The organism is Chryseobacterium subflavum (assembly GCF_055762745.1).
Genome location: NZ_JBVTMR010000001.1, coordinates 1,407,714 through 1,425,916, shown reverse-complemented (window position 1 = coordinate 1,425,916; position 18,203 = coordinate 1,407,714). Strand labels below are relative to the sequence as shown.

General features: G+C 38.7%; 14 protein-coding genes and 1 pseudogene. 1 reads left to right on the top strand and 14 read right to left on the bottom strand.

Features of this window, described 5'->3' with window-relative positions; genetic code table 11:
• Window positions 1–19: 19 nt before the first annotated feature.
• From mgtA to AC0INN_RS06135, 13 genes are all read right to left on the bottom strand, one after another.
• Window positions 20–2,725: a magnesium-translocating P-type ATPase gene (gene mgtA, locus AC0INN_RS06195; RefSeq protein WP_306612312.1), complete on the bottom strand. Its 2,706-nt coding sequence runs from the start codon at window positions 2,723–2,725 to the stop codon at window positions 20–22.
• A 109-nt stretch (window positions 2,726–2,834) separates the two neighbouring features.
• Window positions 2,835–3,533 (bottom strand): MgtC/SapB family protein, encoded by a 699-nt coding sequence (locus AC0INN_RS06190; protein WP_273648014.1) that lies wholly within the window; start codon window positions 3,531–3,533, stop codon window positions 2,835–2,837.
• Window positions 3,534–3,633: 100 nt separating this feature from the next.
• On the bottom strand, window positions 3,634–5,001 hold the full coding sequence (locus tag AC0INN_RS06185; protein WP_273648013.1) for a HAMP domain-containing sensor histidine kinase: 1,368 nt from the start codon (window positions 4,999–5,001) through the stop codon (window positions 3,634–3,636).
• The gene (locus tag AC0INN_RS06180; RefSeq protein ID WP_172282743.1) at window positions 5,001–5,681 is read right to left on the bottom strand and encodes a response regulator transcription factor; all 681 of its coding nucleotides are present in this window, start codon (window positions 5,679–5,681) and stop codon (window positions 5,001–5,003) included. Before AC0INN_RS06180 ends, AC0INN_RS06185 begins: the two co-directional genes overlap by 1 nt.
• A 43-nt stretch (window positions 5,682–5,724) precedes the next feature.
• The gene (locus AC0INN_RS06175; RefSeq protein WP_273648012.1) at window positions 5,725–7,572 is read right to left on the bottom strand and encodes a chloride channel protein; all 1,848 of its coding nucleotides are present in this window, start codon (window positions 7,570–7,572) and stop codon (window positions 5,725–5,727) included.
• A gap of 334 nt (window positions 7,573–7,906) precedes the next feature.
• Window positions 7,907–8,614: a DUF421 domain-containing protein gene (locus tag AC0INN_RS06170; RefSeq protein ID WP_273648011.1), complete on the bottom strand. Its 708-nt coding sequence runs from the start codon at window positions 8,612–8,614 to the stop codon at window positions 7,907–7,909.
• Between the two features lie 158 nt (window positions 8,615–8,772).
• Window positions 8,773–9,588, bottom strand: a complete 816-nt coding sequence (locus tag AC0INN_RS06165) for an alpha/beta hydrolase (protein ID WP_273648010.1) — start codon at window positions 9,586–9,588, stop codon at window positions 8,773–8,775.
• Window positions 9,589–9,666: 78 nt separating this feature from the next.
• A complete protein-coding gene (locus AC0INN_RS06160) occupies window positions 9,667–10,203 on the bottom strand; it encodes a GNAT family N-acetyltransferase (RefSeq protein WP_273648009.1) in 537 nt (178 codons plus the stop codon).
• Window positions 10,204–10,450: 247 nt separating this feature from the next.
• The gene (gene bioA / locus AC0INN_RS06155) at window positions 10,451–11,734 is read right to left on the bottom strand and encodes an adenosylmethionine--8-amino-7-oxononanoate transaminase (RefSeq protein WP_273648008.1); all 1,284 of its coding nucleotides are present in this window, start codon (window positions 11,732–11,734) and stop codon (window positions 10,451–10,453) included.
• A 167-nt stretch (window positions 11,735–11,901) separates the two neighbouring features.
• Window positions 11,902–12,900: a biotin synthase BioB gene (gene bioB, locus AC0INN_RS06150; RefSeq protein WP_273648007.1), complete on the bottom strand. Its 999-nt coding sequence runs from the start codon at window positions 12,898–12,900 to the stop codon at window positions 11,902–11,904.
• Window positions 12,893–13,510 (bottom strand): dethiobiotin synthase, encoded by a 618-nt coding sequence (gene bioD / locus AC0INN_RS06145; RefSeq protein WP_273648006.1) that lies wholly within the window; start codon window positions 13,508–13,510, stop codon window positions 12,893–12,895. Before bioD ends, bioB begins: the two co-directional genes overlap by 8 nt.
• Before the next feature lie 151 nt (window positions 13,511–13,661).
• Window positions 13,662–14,819, bottom strand: a complete 1,158-nt coding sequence (locus AC0INN_RS06140) for an aminotransferase class I/II-fold pyridoxal phosphate-dependent enzyme (RefSeq protein ID WP_273648005.1) — start codon at window positions 14,817–14,819, stop codon at window positions 13,662–13,664.
• Entirely contained in the window at window positions 14,777–15,394 is a 618-nt protein-coding gene (locus tag AC0INN_RS06135) for a hypothetical protein (protein WP_273648004.1), read from the bottom strand. Before AC0INN_RS06135 ends, AC0INN_RS06140 begins: the two co-directional genes overlap by 43 nt.
• A 65-nt stretch (window positions 15,395–15,459) precedes the next feature.
• On the opposite strand from AC0INN_RS06135, the gene pdxR reads away from it, so the two are divergent.
• Window positions 15,460–16,950, top strand: coding sequence for a MocR-like pyridoxine biosynthesis transcription factor PdxR (gene pdxR, locus AC0INN_RS06130; RefSeq protein WP_172282759.1), 1,491 nt, complete (start codon window positions 15,460–15,462; stop codon window positions 16,948–16,950).
• A 43-nt stretch (window positions 16,951–16,993) separates the two neighbouring features.
• Here pdxR and AC0INN_RS06125 read toward each other — a convergent pair.
• Window positions 16,994–18,202 (bottom strand): annotated as a pseudogene (locus tag AC0INN_RS06125) (PepSY-associated TM helix domain-containing protein).
• Window position 18,203: the final 1 nt, after the last annotated feature.

The following is an 18,203-nucleotide window of genomic DNA, read 5'->3' as shown; positions in this document are numbered from 1 at the left end:
TGAAAAGGAATTCTTTTTCTTACAACCAGGTATTGAATTTTCTGATAAACCAGTTTTTCACCCATTGAGTGAGCAGGCAATAACAAGTGAGTATACCTAGTAGCCATGGGAAATAGCTTAATGGTAAAGGCTGCATCTTTAAAGCTGCTGCAAATGGTGAGAAAGGTATAGCAATCCCTATAATCATGATTAAAGTTGTTAAGGCAACTACCGGAGCGGTGGCCCAGCTTTGTATGAAAGGAATTTTCCTTGTACGGATCATATGAATGATAAGGGTCTGCGAAAGTAAACCTTCAATGAACCATCCGCTTTGAAACAGGGTCTGATGTTCTGGTGTATTGGCTTTGAACACAAAATACATCACGGCAAATGTGGCGAAATCGAAAATAGAGCTTATAGGTCCTATAAAGAACATAAATTTAGCCACTCCGCCTGCATCCCATTTTTTTGGTGTTTCAAGGAATTCTTCATCCATTTTGTCCCAGGGAATAGAAATCTGAGAGATATCGTACAATAAATTCTGGATCAGCAAATGAACAGGCAGCATAGGAAGGAAAGGCAGAAATGCACTCGCTCCCAGCATACTGAACATATTCCCAAAATTACTGCTCGCAGTCATTTTAATATATTTGATAATACTCCCAAAGGTTCTTCGCCCGTAGATCACCCCTTTTCTGAGAACCATAAGGTCTTTTTCAAGAAGGATAATATCTGCGCTTTCTTTTGCAACATCCACTGCTGTATCTACACTGATCCCTACATCCGACTCTTTAAGGGCCGCTGCATCATTAATTCCATCTCCCATAAAGCCCACCGTATGTCCCTGATCGCGTAAAATTCTTACAACCCTTACTTTTTGTAAAGGATTTAGTTTGGCAAATACAGAAACAGAATCCATTCGCTCTGCCAGAACTTCGTCTGATATTTCATCCAGATCCCTTCCGTTGATAATATGGTGAACCGGAATTCCTACATCTTTGCAAATTTTCCGGGTTACAATTTCATTATCACCGGTGAGTACTTTTACCCCAACACCCAATTTATGTAAGGCTTCTATCGCCGGCTGAGCTGATGGCTTGGCAGGATCAAGAAAACCGATGAATCCGGTAAGGGTAAGGTCTTTTTCACTTTCCAATGTATAAGTAAGCGGATGAGAGGCATCAAATTCCCTGATGGCAACAAGGATCACCCGGAGTCCTTCCTCATTCATTTTTTTTGAAGTTTTCAGCACGATCTTACGCATGGCGTCGTCCATGGGAACGGCTTTATCATTTTCAATATGAATATTCCTGTTATCTCCCGGATCGAAAGTTTTACTGCATAGTTCCAGCATTTCTTCTACGGCTCCTTTGCAGATAAGGAGATGGTTTCCGTTGTGCATTTTAAGGATAACAGACATTCTGCGACGCTGAAAATCAAATGGTATTTCATCTACCTTCAGGTATTGTTCTTCCACTTTTAAATAATCATGAAGCTCAACATGCTCAAGAACAGCTTTGTCTAAAAGATTCTTTAGTCCTGTCTGGTGATAGCTGTTCAGATATGCCCATTTCAATACTTCGTCATCCTCTATTCCATGGACATTAAGGTGTTTTTCAAGGACAATTTTATCCAAAGTAAGGGTTCCGGTTTTATCTGTACACAGGATATCCATAGCACCGATATTCTGGATGGAATTCAGGCGCTTTACAATCACCTTACGTTTGCTCATGTTTACAGCTCCTTTCGCCAGGTTAGCTGTAACGATCATCGGAAGCATTTCCGGAGTTAATCCTACAGCAACGGCAATAGCAAACAACAGCGCTTCCAGCCAGTTTCCCTTTATAAGCCCGTTGACCAAAAAAATCACGGGAACCATAACCAGCATAAAACGGATCAATAGAAAGCTCACTTTATTGATTCCTTTATCAAAACTGGTTTCAGGACGTTCTCCAGTGATGGATTTACTGATGCTTCCAAAATAGGTATAGCCTCCGGTCACCACAATAACTGCTGTCGCTGAGCCGCTTACCACATTAGTTCCCATAAAGCACAGGTTATTAAGTTCTATGACCTGTTTAGTTTCTGCATCGCGGATCGGAAGATGGTTCTTTTCCACAGGTAATGCTTCGCCTGTAAGCATACTTTCGCTGACGAACAAATCTTTACTCTGTACAATCCTGCAATCCGCAGGAATCATATCTCCGGCAGACAGATAAATAATATCGCCCGGAACAAGCTCGCTGATGGGTATTTCTTGTTTAGATTGAAATTTCCTGAGTACAGTAGCCGTTGTTTTTACCATGCTTTTCAGCTTTTCAGCAGCAGCATTGCTCCTGTATTCCTGCACGAAACGCAAGAGCGTACTGACCAGGATCATAACCGAAACCACGATTACCGTCTTAAAGTCACGTTCTTCTGCGGGAGGGAGCCATACATCAATGATAAAGGATACTGCAGCAATAGCCAGCAGAATATAGATGAAAGGGTTGGCAAAAGCTTTTAACAGCTGGATGTACCATTTGGGAGCTTTCTGATGTTGAATTTCATTGTGTCCGAACCTGGCTTTACGTTCATCAGCCGTTATCTTTGTTATACCTTCTTCACTGGTTTCCAGCATAGCATATACAAATTTATCATCCTGGCTGGATGCATTTTGCAGCTTGGTAATGGTTCCGATATTCATTCCGTCTGAATTGATTACAGAATGAAATGGGTTTTTAATTTTTTCTTTTAGTTTTATCATGACTCATGGTATTAATGAGTTAAAAAGGAACAGAATATCCTGCATCACAGGATTGATGCATGTTTAGTAGATCATTACGCGAAAAGGTAATTTTGGTTAAAGAGAGAGATTATAATTCCGACTGGGTACCTATAATCTCCCAACTGACCTTATGTACTTTTTCCTCTATGGTAAGGCGGCTTGCTGTCCGCTCAATAAGGCTGTCCTGAGGCGTTGCAGTAACGATTACAGCGGTGATGATAACATTATCATCTACATCATCGCTTGACAGGGATTTCAGTAACAATTTTTCATCATTTCCCAGCATCTGCATGAGCAGTACACGAATATGGTTTTCCACTTCGGCCGTACATTTTATTGTAAAGAGATAGTCTGTCTGTACATTACCGGATTTTACGAAAGTGAATCTGTTTAGGTGAATACCTATAGGACGAAGGATAATGTGGGTGAACATAACGGTAACAGTAACTACCGCGGCTTCCATCTGAAGACCCATTCCGCTAAGAGCACCTACAGCGGCAGAACACCATATGGTTGCAGCGGTATTCAATCCCTGTACATTGAGTCCGTCTTTCATGATAACTCCGGCACCGAGAAAGCCTATACCGCTTACAATATATGAAGCAATCCTTCCGGTGGCATCGCCACCGATTTTAATGGAAAGAAGAATGAAGGCCGTAGCACCCAGGGAAACCAGAGCATTGGTACGTAAACCCGCACTTTTCTGACGCCAATGTCTTTCGATACCGATGGCGGAACCTAATAACATTCCGCTTAAAAGTCTGATTGTAAATTCCAATAATCCCATGATTCCTCTTCTTTTATTTTGCTGGCACAAAGGTCTTTACAATCTGCCACAAACACGGTTAGAGAACCACTAGAAAAAAATTAGAATTTTATTAGAAATTTTATAAATGAGGGAGCTCTACCGTGAAGGTTGTCCCTTTGTTTTTTTGTGAAGATACGGTGATGCTGCCTTTATGCAGATCAACTATTTTTTTGGTAAGAGGAAGCCCTATTCCGTTTCCATCCGCAAATTCTTTATTTTCACCTCGATGGAAAGGAGCAAAAATAAAGTTCATATCTGTTTCTGAAATACCAATTCCAAGGTCTGAAAATGTAAGGATAATTTTTTCATTACTGAATATAATGGAGACTGTACTTTTATGGTCATCGGAGAATTTACATCCGTTTTCAAGAAGGTTTACAAATGCCACTTTTAAAAGATACTCATTTCCATTTACCGTAATCTGGTTTTCATCATCAATATCAGCTTTGAAATTGAGGTCAATCTTATAATCATAGTTATAATTCTGAACCTGCTGACGGGCATCCAGCAATATCTCATCGATCCTTACAGGTTTAAAGGAAATTTCCGTAGGATCATAACTTGCTTTGGCAAAATCCAGAAGGCTGTTTGATAAACGGACCAGCTTTTTGGAGTCGTCTAATACATTGTTGATCACTGTTTTATATTCGTTATTGGTCCTCTCCTTATTAATAGAAAGTTCCAGTTCGGTAATGATTGCGGCCAGAGGGGTTCTCAGTTCATGGGAAATATTGGAAACAAAATTTTTCTGGGCATCAAAAGAGCTTTCCAGACGATTGAGCATGTCATTGAATGTATTGGCCAGTTCCGATAACTCATCCTTATTTCCTGTAGTTTCCAGTCTAAGATCGAGATTTGTTGCTGAAATATTCCGAGCTTTTTCCGTCATTTCATTTACTGGCTGAAACGCTTTTCTTGAGAAGATTCTTCCTGCCAGAAAAATGATGATGATTGAAAATATAAAAACAATGACGATCGTTTTCAATAAATTACTGACTTTGCTGTATCCATATTGGTCATACGCTGCCGCCGTAACCAGATATTTTTGTCCCTGGTACGCATAAGTAACCCCAATCACCTGCCAGTTATCCTGATAAAACTGAATGTTTCCTTTGGAATTGATATCATCAAGCATTTTTGAGGTTTCCTTTACGAAATCAATATCCACTGCATCATGATATAAAAGCTGATGATCTGTATTATAAATAGCTACTTCAACCTCATTCAGGGTTTTACGGTTATTGTGATAGATTTCCTGGAGGGTATGTTTGTCTACTTTAGCATTCAGGAACAGATTGGCTTTGGTGTAAGCTTCTTTTTTTAAAAGCGCATAAAATTCGGTTTCCCTGCTTTGGCTTGCGGAAAAATAGATTACAAAAGCAAATACCAGCAAAATAGTTGCTGTAATAATGGTGAATAATATGGTAAGCCTGGTTTTGATTTGCATCACTCCAATTTAAGAATAAATCCCATACCGGATTTGGTATGGATGAGTTTCTGATCAAAATCTTTATCTATTTTCTTACGAAGGTAATTGATATATACATCGATAAAATTAGTTCCCGTATCAAAATGGGTATCCCATACTTTTTCGGCAATTTCTACTCTTGACAGCACTCTTTCCGGGTTGTGCAGCATGTATTCGAGCAGTTTGAATTCTTTCGGAGTGAGGTTGATATCTTTTGTATTCCTTTTAACGATCTTGGTATGAAGGTTCATTTCCAGGTCAGCGTAACGCAGGATAAATCCCGAATTCTGAGCAGCTTTGTTGTTGCGTTTCAGTAAAGCTCTTATTCTTACCAGTAATTCCCTCATTTCAAACGGTTTTACGAGATAGTCGTCTGCACCGGCATCAAAACCCTCTACCTTATCGTCTGTTGTTCCCAATGCGGTAAGCATAATGATCGCAAGGTCAGGCTTGATCAGGCGTACTTCCCGGCAAAGGTCGATTCCATCCATTTTAGGAAGAACGATATCCGTTATCACAAGATCGTAATCATTCTGTAAGGCTAATTTCTTTCCGGACAACCCGTCATAAGCCAGAGTTACCGTAAATCCCTGTTCTTCCAGACCTCTTTGGGTAAGCTGGGCAACTCTCTGATCGTCTTCTATGATTAGGATATTCATGGATACAAAGATATCAAATATTGTTTCTTAAAATAAAAGGATTCTAATCGGAATATTCCTTCAGCAATTCCCTGTAGCTCATTAAAACGGTAGATTTTGAAATGAAGCCGATAAAACGGTTTTGAGCATCCACAACAGGTAAATTCCAAACCCCTGTTTCATCGAAAATCTGAATGATCTTCAAAGGCTCATCTTCGGGGTGAATAACTGCAGGCGGAGCTTTCATAAGCTGCTGGATGGTGAATGACGCATCTTTATCCCTGTTAAAAAGCAAAGGCCGGATATCGTCCAATGTTAGAATTCCTTTCAGCATTTTTTCATCATCCGTTATTGCAAATATGTTCTTTTTTCCATTTTTGATCAGTTCATACAAATCATTAATGGGAGCATCCTGGCTGATAGTCTGGGAGTCCCGGTCTATCAATTCTTTTGTACGAAGTGAAGACATCAGGTTTTTATCATGCTCATGGGTAAATATTTTGCCCTCATCAGCCATGTTTTTTAGCTCCGGAGATATCGGGGAAAACCACTTTGCCATTAAATAGGACATTACAGAAACAATCATTAACGGGATGAAAAGATCATACCCGAAACTGGATTCGGCAATAAGAAATATAGCCGTAAGAGGTGCATATAGTACGCCACTCATAGCGCCTGCCATTCCTACAAGAACCAGATTGGTAACAGGAACATCCTCAAACCCTATTTGCTGGCAGATCATGGCAAAAAGAAAACCGACCGTACCTCCCGCAAAAAGTGAAGGTGCAAAGTTCCCTCCGTTCCCTCCGCTGAAAATGGTAATAGAAGTCGCAAAAGCTTTTAACAGGCATATCAGGACCAGAAAAATAATGACCGTCCAGTTTCCGATTTCAAAGTATCTGAAAAGACTGTTTTCAATTATAAAATGGGTATTTCCATTGGTGAAATCCTTTACTGTTTCATAACCTTCACCAAATAACGGAGGAAACAGGACGCAAAGTAAAGACAACGCGGCTCCTCCGATCATTGCCTTACGGATGCGGGAAACTTTCAGCTCCTTAATAAAATGTTCTACTTTCTGGGAGATGATCACAAAATATCTGGCATATAAACCTGTAACAATACCTAATATCAGATAATACGGAACATTGTGGTAATTAAAAGATTCTCTGGCGTGAAACCTGAAAAGGATATCCTCCTGAAGCAATATCCTGGATAAAAGACTTCCGCAGACCGCAGCAACTACAAGCGGAATAAAATCGGAAAAGACAACTCCCGTCAACAGGATCTCAAATGCGAACATTACTCCTGCTATCGGGGCATTGAATGCGGACGCAATGCCTGCTGTTGCTCCTGCAGCTAAAAGCAAAGTTCTTTCTTTATATCCTAAACGATAAGTCTGCGCATAATTTGATCCTATGGCAGCACCGGTAACGGCGATAGGGCTTTCCAGCCCTGCAGATCCTCCCAATCCTACGGTAATGGCACTCTGCACAATCTGCGAGTACATTTTTACTGAAGAAACGATACTGGAGTTTTGAGCTATCTCATAAAGAATGGCGCCGATTCCTTTCCTGTCCTGCCCTTTAAATAAAGTAAGAACAATACTGGTGGTCAGTACAATTCCTAAAAAAGGAAAAACAATATAAAAAAGGATCTGATATTCAAAATGGACTTTATTGACAATGAAATAATGGATGGTATGAACCAATGTTTTAAGGATCACACCTGCCAGTCCGGCAGTGCATCCAACCAGGATACCCGAAAGAATAAGAAACTGGCTGCGGCTGAGTCTGTTGCTTAGCCAATGAAGTACAAGTTCATAGCTGCGTACTTTCTCGAGACCATATTTCTGAAAATCTCTTTTAAACTTAAGAAAACTGAGGTATTTTCTTTTATTGTGAATCTTCACGTGTAATTATCGGGTATTTGAGTGTTTTTTACAAGTATTCTTCCATTGCTTTACACAGATATTACCATGTAAAGAGGAAATTAATGTTATAAAAAGGGTTAATGATTAATGAGACTTTTCACAGTTTTTATTTAAAACTGATACTTGGGATAACAAATATAAGGAAAAAAGAACACTTAGATTTTAGGAAACTTTAATTATCATGAGATGATCAGGATTGTTTTTTTAAGTTTGCCAGGAGTACCGCGATTTATAAAGATTGCTAAATGAAAAAAAGTTTTTACTAGAACTCAATTTTTACAGTTTAGGAATTTTTTTAAACTTTAATTGATGTTTATGTCACTCTTTTCCTATCGCTTGCCAATACCCATTCATCTTTTTTACAAACAGGACAATCTCCTGCATTTCCCTGATTTTTTATTTCCGTTTGTCCACAGAAAGTACATGAATAATATCCTTCTTCATCGATGTACTTTACGGTTTTTTTTAAAGAGTCCGGCATAATAGGGAGACCATATTTTACCTGGGCATCTTCAAAATAAAATACGCTGATTTCTCCTGAAATTTCTTCAATAGCTGTTTCGATCTGTCCCAGCTGTGATATGCCTTTTAATCTTAACTCTGCAAAAAATTCATCGCTTCCCAGATTTTCTTTTTTGAAGTTCTCGATAGCAAACTTCCCATTTTTAATAAGGCAGATAGAAGTTCCTTCAATGACTTTTTCAACGTTTTTGTATTTTCCGATCAGATAGGTAATGATGCTGTACATAATGATGATCACGAGGAAAACAATGATGGAAGAAATAATTCCGACGTCTTTATTGAACATGGGGTCTCCGGCGGCAGAACCTAAACCGATAATCACAACAAGTTCAAAAATCGAGAGTTGTTTTACACCCCTTTTGCCTAGAACCCGGAGGCCAATAATGATCGTCAGAAACATAATAGCCGTACGAAGAATGATTTCAAGAATAAATGACCATTCCTCATGTCCCATCAGTAATTCTTTCCAGTTGAGTTCTAAGAGCAGTATGGATATCATAGAAATTAATTTAGAATGAACATCCAAAAAATAAGCCATTTCAATAGGAAATGAAATGGCTGTAAAAGATTAGTTTGCTTTATGTGAGGCTTATTCGATACTTTATAGTTAGTATGATTTCTTAGATTTTTGAAGTCACTATCTCAAATTATTTTTGATTATTTGTTATCAAAATATTTATTGAATAAAGCCAGTTGATCTGATAATGATCTGCTCCAGTATTCCGTAGTGTGGCCGCCCAGTGATTCTGTGTATAGATGCTGGATTTTATTGGCTACGAGTTTTTCATGAAATTTCCTGTTCATCATGATCATTTGCTGATCTTCAGTACCACAATCGAAAATATAGGTTTGATTAGCGCTGATCATTTTCTCTATTTTACTGTCCGTAAGAAACTTTGGATCAAGCTTTTCCAAAGGGCCTAAAACCTCATTAACTTTGTATTGTTCGTAACCTTTTCCAATAGATTTTAGGTCTAAAGCTCCACATGAACTTCCCACAATCCCAAAAGTGTCCTGATAAGTTACGCCGATGTTTAACGCACCATAGCCACCCATACTCCATCCTAAGATACCACGGTACTTTTTCTCTTTTTTTACAGGATAATTCTTATCGATATAGTCTACCAGCTCTTTTCCGATAAAAGTCTGATATTGTGAGTCTTTTTTCAAAGGGCTGTCTACATACCAACTGCTGTAATTGCCATCAGGTAGGATATAAATCGTGTTGTAGGTTTTGGCTTTGTCAAGCAGATTAGGCAGGTCTTCCTTTACAAGCCTGTCCGGATTCCCACTGAACCCGTGAAGAATATAAACTGTTTTATACGTTTCTTTAGGCTTAATATTGGGTGTAATGATAATGGTTTTAATATTTTTGTTCATCCGTGGGCTGAAAATTTCTTTGTGGATGAGTTTTTGTGCGGGTGTAAGCCCGAAAGTGATCAGTATCAGAAGCAGGTTTACCAAATTTTTCATGCGCTAAAAATATTTAATTAAATACGTAGTGATATTTTGAAATAGCATGGCAAAATTGTGCCAGATATATTCAAAAAGCTATTTATTAAGCCATTCTTTTTGCAGTAAAGCAAAAACGAGATCATCAACCCAAACACCATTTATATATAAGCTTTCAACAAAATGAGCTTCTTTTCTGAAACCTATACGATTCATGAGATCAATTGAACTTTTGTTTGCGGGGTCAACAGAGGTTGTAATTCTATGCTTGTTAAGGTCTTTGAACATCAAATCAATGAGGCTTTTCAATGTTTCTGAAGCATACCCTTTATGGTGGTGTTTTTTGTTCAGGGTAATTCCAAATTCGACCTGCTTGTTGTCACTGTCTATAAAATGGATGCCAACATCCCCGATCACGTCATTTGTCTTCCTGTCCGTAATCAAAAGCTGATACCAGGTTTCCGGCTGATTGAATTCTTTAGGATTTCTAAGAATAAAAGTTTCCACTTCATCTATTGTTTTGGGGATCCAGCTTTGGAATTCATTGGTTTCAGCATCTGACCGGTATTCGAAAAGAGCTTCTTTATCACTTACATGGAGGTCTCTGAGGACTAATCTCTCTGTTTCAAGAATCATTGTAATAGTTATTATGAGGAGCTAATTTAAGAGTTTAAGGGGTAAGAATCAATATTCATGGGAAAAATTGATCATTAAACTTTAAATTTAGACAGCGTGGAATTAAAGATTTACTTTTCTTCAGTATCTCCCCCAATCAGCGAAAAAAGATGCAAAAATATACTCTCGCATACCATGCTTAATGTAACAGATCATAATTTTGTGTTTTTTTAAATCTGTGTATCGTTGCCGGCAGCGAGAGTATGGGCTATTTCATTTTCAGAAATAGGTTAAGAACGTCTATGATATTTTCATAAATGAAGTCAAGCTCTTCTGGGGTAATGCAATAAGGAGGAACCAGATACATCACATTTCCCAGCGGGCGCATGATAATTCCTCTGGACAGAAATTCATTGTAGATCTTTTTTCCGGTCTCATTAAAATACGAAGTTCCCTGATCCGTTTTGAGCTCCCAGGCCAGAATGGTTCCCATTTGGCGGACATTTTCCACTTTCTCATGCTGCTGAAGGATTTTTGTAAAATCAGCATGTTGTTGGGAGATTCTTTCAATGGCAAGTTGTGTATCTTGCTGTAATAAAAGCTCCATACTGGCAAGTGCCGCAGCACAGGCTAAAGGATTTGCTGTAAAGGAATGCCCATGGAATAAAGTTTTATACTTATCATCGGATAAGAAAGCATTGAAAATCACTTCTGAGCAGGTTGTAATACCCATTGGCATTGTTCCGCCTGTTAATCCTTTTGAAAAACACATGATATCAGGTTGTTCGGACAGGTGATTCGCTGCAAAAAGTTTTCCCGTTCTTCCGAATCCTGTAAAAACTTCATCCTGAACCAGGATGATTTCTTTTTCCCTGCAGAACTTCATAAGCTTACTAAGATCTTCAGCATGGTGTACCAGCATTCCGGCAGCTCCCTGTATCAATGGTTCGTAAATAAAACAGGCCACATCATCGGCAAAACCTTCAATCCGGATTTTTAATTCTTCCAGATTTTCAGAATTCGGAGTATCTATGAAGATTACTTCAAACAGCATTTCGCCAAAAGGCTGGGTCCAGATGCTTCTTCCGCTCACTGACATTGCTCCAAAGGTATCTCCATGATAAGCATCTTTGAAAGCAAGTATCTTTGTTTTTGATTTTCCCTGATTGTAAGCATGCTGGATGCTCATTTTTAAAGCAACTTCTACCGCAGTAGATCCGTTATCTGAATAAAAAACCTTCTCCTGATTATCCGGTAATAGCTTCAGGAGGTTTTCAGAAAGCTGTATCGCTGGTTCGTGGGTAAATCCGGCAAAAATAACTTGCTCTAATGTATTCAGCTGACTGTAAACACGTTCGGCAATATGCTCATTAGCATGTCCGTGCAAAGTAACCCACCATGATGAAACAGCATCGATATATTTTTTACCTTCATTGTCATAGAGATATACTCCTTTTCCTTTGACGATAGGAATTGCATCGTCAGCTGTTTTCATCTGAGTATACGGATGCCAGTTCACGGCCCGGTCTCTTTTTTGTAATTCGTTCGGCATAGATTGATTTATATTGTGTGTTGTTTTAGTGTGTATGATGAAGGGGAGAAAAAGAGGAGAAAAGAGAAAAGAATAAAGAATAAAGACCTGGACTTATCTGTAATTTTGCCTCTAACCTCTAACCTCTAACCTCTAACCTCTAACCTCTAACCTCTAACCTCTAACTTCTAACTTTCACTATTCACAAAGGCTTCTTCTCTTTTTTTCATCGGTTTCAATCCGAGGGTATTGAGCATTTGCATATCTTCTGAAACTCCAGGGTTTGGGGTTACTAAAAGAGTTTCCCTTTCTCCGGTAAAAATGGAATTAGCTCCTGCCATAAAGCACCATGCCTGTTCGGTTTCGGTCATCTCGATGCGTCCCGCGCTCAAACGAACCATTGATGATGGCATTACAATTCTTGCGGTAGCGATCATTCTCACCATTTCCCAGGTATCTACTTTGGGATTGTTTTCAAGAGGGGTTCCGGCTACTCTGGCTAAGGCATTGATCGGAACAGATTCCGGGTGTTTAGGCATTGTAGCTAATGTCAGCAGCATGGAAATACGATCCCCATTGGTTTCCCCAAGACCGATAATCCCTCCGGAGCATACAGTAATTCCTGCTTTTCTAACGTTATTAATGGTATTGATCCTGTTATCGAATGTACGCGTTGAAATAATTTCTTCATAATACTGTTCAGAGGTATCCAGATTGTGGTTATAAGCATATAACCCTGCTTCCTGTAAACGTATTGCCTGCTCTTCTGTGAGCATTCCCAATGTACAGCATACTTCTAATCCGAGCTCGTTTACTCCTTTCACCATATCGATTACGCGATCAAAATCCTTGTTGTTTCGTACTTCACGCCACGCAGCAGCCATACAGAACCTTGAAGATCCAGAATCTTTGGCTTTTTGAGCATGTTCAATTACTTTTTCTGTAGGAAGTAAGGCCTGTACTTTGATATTCGTATGATAGCGTGCAGCTTGTCCGCAATAGGAACAGTCTTCCACGCAACCTCCTGTTTTTATTGATAATAACGTTGAAATCTGTACTTCTTCAGGGTTATGCCATTCCCGGTGAACGGTCGCAGCTTTGTATACAAGTTCTAATAGAGGCAGGTTAAATATTTCCTCTATTTGCTCTTTCGTCCAGTCATTTCTAAGTTTTGTTGTTTTATCCATTGTATACGTGTTTTAAATTGTTTGATATTGTTTCTATGTTTTCTTTTGTAATTGAATCTATCTCAGGTATTCTGATGATATGGGTTTCTTTTTCTATATAGTTGATGATCACCCGTTCTGTATCGGTTGGAAAAGATCCGTTAAGGATCAGGTATTTTAATGAAAGCCCTCTTTCTCTTAAAGCCATTATGGATAACAAAGTGTGATTGATACATCCTAAATAATTTCTGACTACCAGGGCAACAGGTAATTGCAGTTTTTCTATCAGGTCAATCATAAATTCATGATCCGAAAGTGGTACCATTAATCCTCCGGCTCCCTCTACGACCAGGGTATTTGATGTATCCGGTAACTGAAAATCGTCAACACTGATTTGTTTTCCTTCTGCTGCTGCAGATTGATGAGGAGAAGCTGCCAATTGTAAACGGTAGGTTTCGGTATAACAACAGACCTCATGTCCCACCCAATTATTAATTTTCATACTGTCCGTATAATGCAGATCTCCGGATTGAACGGGTTTCCAGTAATCTGCTTTAAAATGGTTGGTTAAAATTGCTGAACAAACTGTTTTTCCTATTTCGGTTCCTATTCCGGTGACAAATAATTTCATAGGTTTAATATTGTTTAAAGGCGAAATCGCTGAACAGCTTACTTGCTGAATCTTAAAATTGTGGATTTATAATGTTGTTAAAAAGTAGAAGGCTTTTACCTCTTGATAATCAACTACAAATCCTCAATTCTGTGATTTCGTTATTTTACATTCACATAATTTCTCTGATTGTTGTGGCAAGCTCAATAATCTCTTCTTCGGTATTAAAATTGTGCAGACATACCCTCAATCTTTCTGTTCCTTCTTTCACGGTTGGACTGTAGATTGCATAGGTGAGCATTCCCTTTTCCGATAATGTTTTTTGCAGCAATTGTAATTGTTGGTTATCAGGAATAACAATAGCCTGTACCGGGCTGCTTTCTGCTGAAGGGCTTTGAAGTCCTTGTTTTCTAAAAAGGGTGATATTGTGCTGTAGTTCTAATGCTAATTCAGGATGGATTTTCAGGAAATCATAACCGGCTTTTACAGAATTCCATTGAACATCCTGTGCTGATGTGGTATAAATAAAAGGAGACGCAAAATTAATGAGATAGTCTTTGATCAGCCGACTGCTTAAAATAGCTGCTCCATGTGCCCCTAAAGCTTTACCATAAGTTATCACAGTAGCCAAAACCCTGTCCTGTAATTGATTTTCATTAACTAATCCATATCCTAAAACACCAAAACAATGAGCTTCATCCACGATGAGATGGGCATTGTATTGTTCTGCCAGCTCAACAATTTTTTGGATCGGAGCAAAATCACCTTCCATCGAATACAGGCTTTCAATGCCAATATAACAGTTTCCCTGAATTTTGCTTAATTTTTCTTCTAAGCTGATAAGGTCATTATGTTTAAACTTGATCTTTTTTGCATGGGTGATGCAGCAGGCATCGTGTACCGATCTGTGGATGTGTTCGTCTACAATAATAGTATCCTGTCTTCCTGGCAGGGCTGAGAACAAAGCCAGATTGGCATTGTATCCGGAAGAAAAAAGCAATGCTGAATCGTATTGATGTTGGTGGGCAATAAATTCCTCCGTGTGAACGGCTACTGCACTATTACCACTGATTAGTCTTGATCCTGTGCTGCCTGCTAATAATGCAGGATTATTCTGAACCTGCCCGAGCAAATAATGCTGAAATGCTTTATTTTGTGCCAGACCCAGATAATCATTAGAATAAAAATCTGTTCCTTCAAGCTTAGGCCGGAGAGATCTGAAGATTCCCTGCTCTCTTCTTTTATCCAATGCCTGCTGGAAATGAGCTAATTGACCCCCTCCCATTTTTAATTCAGCTGTATTACTTCTTTTGTAATGGAGCTGATCCATTGTTCATGTAACTGATGTTCAATTTTAAGAATCTCTTCTGCATGAAGCTGCCAGTCTGGTGAAAACTCATTCAGTTGATTGATCATTTCCTCTAAGTGTCCTTCTTCTTCAAGAATGATTGACTTTACCATAATTTTAGAAGATTCTTTAGTCAGGATATCCTGATATATGGGATATAGCTCATCGGCACGTACTTCAATGGCATAGGTTACAAAAAGGTAAGCAGCATATTTTAGCTCTTCTTTGGTTAAGGAAAATGCCTTTTGTAAATATTTACACGCTTTAATATCCAAAGAGTGCAGATATTGACGGGTTGCCAATGAAGCCAGAAGCTCTTCTTTTTCATAGGTTTTACAAAAGTCGGGATTAAGCTTTCCGATCTGCTTTTTCAGATAGTAGGCATGGCGGTGTTCTTCTGCTGCATGTTTTAGCTGGATCTGGCTCACCTGGGTAGGATGCTCACAGCTGGAAATTTTTCTGGCTCCTGCATTCTCCATAAAAGATAATGTATTCAGCCATTTGGCATGAACCTCATTATTTTTTACAATACGTTCTAATAGATTGTAAAATTCCATGTATTTTTATTTTGATTCAAATGTAGTATATTGCCGGATGGTTGAATGGTGCCAGTTTTAATATTATGGATAGTCCGGTTGAAATTCCTTATCAGAGTTTTGTCAAAATTAACAGAAGTTCAGACGCTTCAATATATATGCAGATTGCCAATCAGCTGATCAATGCGATTCAGCGTGGTTACCTTCCTTTTGGGACCAAACTTCCGGGAACCAGGGCTTTAAGTCAAACCCTTGAAGTACATCGTAATACAATTGTTGCCGTATATGATGAGCTGTTTGCTCAGGGCTGGGTAGACAGCATCCCGAATAAGGGGACATTTGTTATCGGGAAAAATAAGGATGAGCCTACAAAGGTTAAAAATTTTGAAACCAATGACCTTGAACATTATCCGAAAACAACAGGCTTTTCTTTTAAAACGTCCAATATCCTCGATAACCCATTTGAGCATTCTGCATGTGAATATCTGTTGAATGATGGGGTACCGGATATCAGGTTAACACAGATTGACCAGCATTCCAAGATTTACAGTGCTATTCTCAAGCGTAAAGCACATCATAAAATGCTTGGCCATTATAATCATGACGGAAGTGAATTCTTTAAAAAGAACCTTTCTCATTACCTGAATCTATCAAGAGGGCTTCCTATTTCCAAAAAAAATCTGCTTATTACAAGAAGTACGGAAATGAGCATCTATATTGTCTCGGAAGTACTTTTATCAGAAGGCGACACTGTATTGGTAGGCGCACTGAGCTATTTTTCGGTTAATATGATACTGGAGAAAGCCAGGGTTCATATTGTTCCTGTTCCTATCGATGAAGAAGGAATTATGGTGGAATATGTAAGGGAGGCCTGTAAAAAGCAAAAGATACGGATGTTATATCTCACTCCTCACCACCACTATCCTACCACGGTAACGTTAAGTGCTCAAAGAAGACTAGAGCTGTTGAATCTGGCGAACGAATTTGGATTTGTGATCCTGGAGGATGATTACGATTATGACTTCCATTATGATAAGAGTCCTATCCTTCCTTTAGCAAGTGCAGATACAAACGGAATGGTTGTTTACACCGGTTCTTTCGGAAAATCACTTGCCCCGGGATTCCGGACAGGATTTATTGTGGCTCCGGAAAACCTGATGACTGAATTGCGTAAATATTTGGGAATTATAGACCGTCAGGGTGATATTCTTATGGAGCAGGTATTGGGTGAAATGATTGCTGAAGGAGAAATTCATCGTTATCTTAAGAAATCGGTCAAGATTTATCAGGAAAGAAGGGACCAGTTCGCTCTTTTACTGGAAGAATATCTTGGGGAATATATACGGTTCCAAAAACCATCAGGTGGCTTAGCGATCTGGATTGAGTGGAATGTTCCCCTGAACCTTATGCAGCTCAGCAGGAATTGCGCTCAAAATAACCTATTCATTCCTAAAACATTATTGTATCAAAACAAAAATCTTACGGCAATGAGGCTGGGATTTGGAAACTTAACTTTCGAAGAAATGGAACAAAGTATCAGAATTTTATCTGAAAATGTAAAGAGACTGATTTCATAATTTTTTAAGCCCATAAAAATGAGTACTATTTTTATTACTCTTTTTAGTGGCTATTTTGAAAAAAGGAATGTCTTCGCTTATGAATTTTTGCATGACTCCTTTTTGTTGGTTTCTTTTTTTTCCTGTTTAGATAAATCATAAATCCTGTAATGGGAAGTGATGCCGCAATTAAACCAGCAATGAGATATAAAATTCTGCCTGCCGTACCCAGAATACTTCCTGTATGCAGATCGTAATTTCTTCCTCTTAGAGCGGTTCCGTTCCCGATATTTTTGTCATTATACAATTGATGTTTTAAAGTTTCCCCGGTATATTGATCAAAATTGAATTGCTCATTCTGGTATTGTTTATCACCATATGTTATCTCTGCATAGTACGTTCCCTCTTCTTTTTTGGGAAAACTGATCAATGCGGATTTTTTACCTGCCAGACTTTTTTCCACTTTATTCCCTACGATATCCAGGATCATTTTTTGATTGGAGAACCCGGTGGCGGGTACTGTACTCTTAGCTTTTTGTTCAGTGTGGGCCTTTCCGTTTAAAGTTTTCTTTACCCATTGATCAATATTTTCAAAATTCCATATCACTGCGGAATAGCAGATCAGAAGCAGAGGGATCACAGCATAAAAACCCAGAACATTGTGACTGTCATAATTAATTCTTTTCCAGTTAGCTGATGTTTTAATAAAAAACATGCCTTTCAATGCATTTTTATTCATTTTACGGGGATACCAGATCACTAAGCCGGAAAAAAGCATGATCGCTAAAATCAGTGTGGAATATCCCGTAATGGTCTTTCCTATTTTTTCTCCAAGCAATAATCTTCTGTGGAGATCCATCACAATTTCAAAAAAGTCGGTTTTGGCGTTCTCAACTGCAAGAACTTTTCCGGTATAAGGATCTATATAAACCCTGTAATAATAAATATAAGTTCCCCAATATGTCTATGCTTCGTCATTCATTTTCAGGGAACGGAATGCATAACTGCGGTAAGGATCGGAAGATATTTCTACCCTGCTAAGTTTTAAGCTGTCAGGTAATGCCTGTTTAGCTTTCAATTTTAGTTCCGAAAATGGGAGCTTTTCATTTTTAACTGATCTGACAAAATATTTTTCAGGATAGAACGTATGTTTTAATTCTTTTTCAAATGCCAGGATGCAACCGGTAACTGCCATTATTACAACTATAAGCCCGGACATTAGTCCGAGCCATAGATGTAATTGATATGTGATTTTTCTCAATTTAGAATTCATT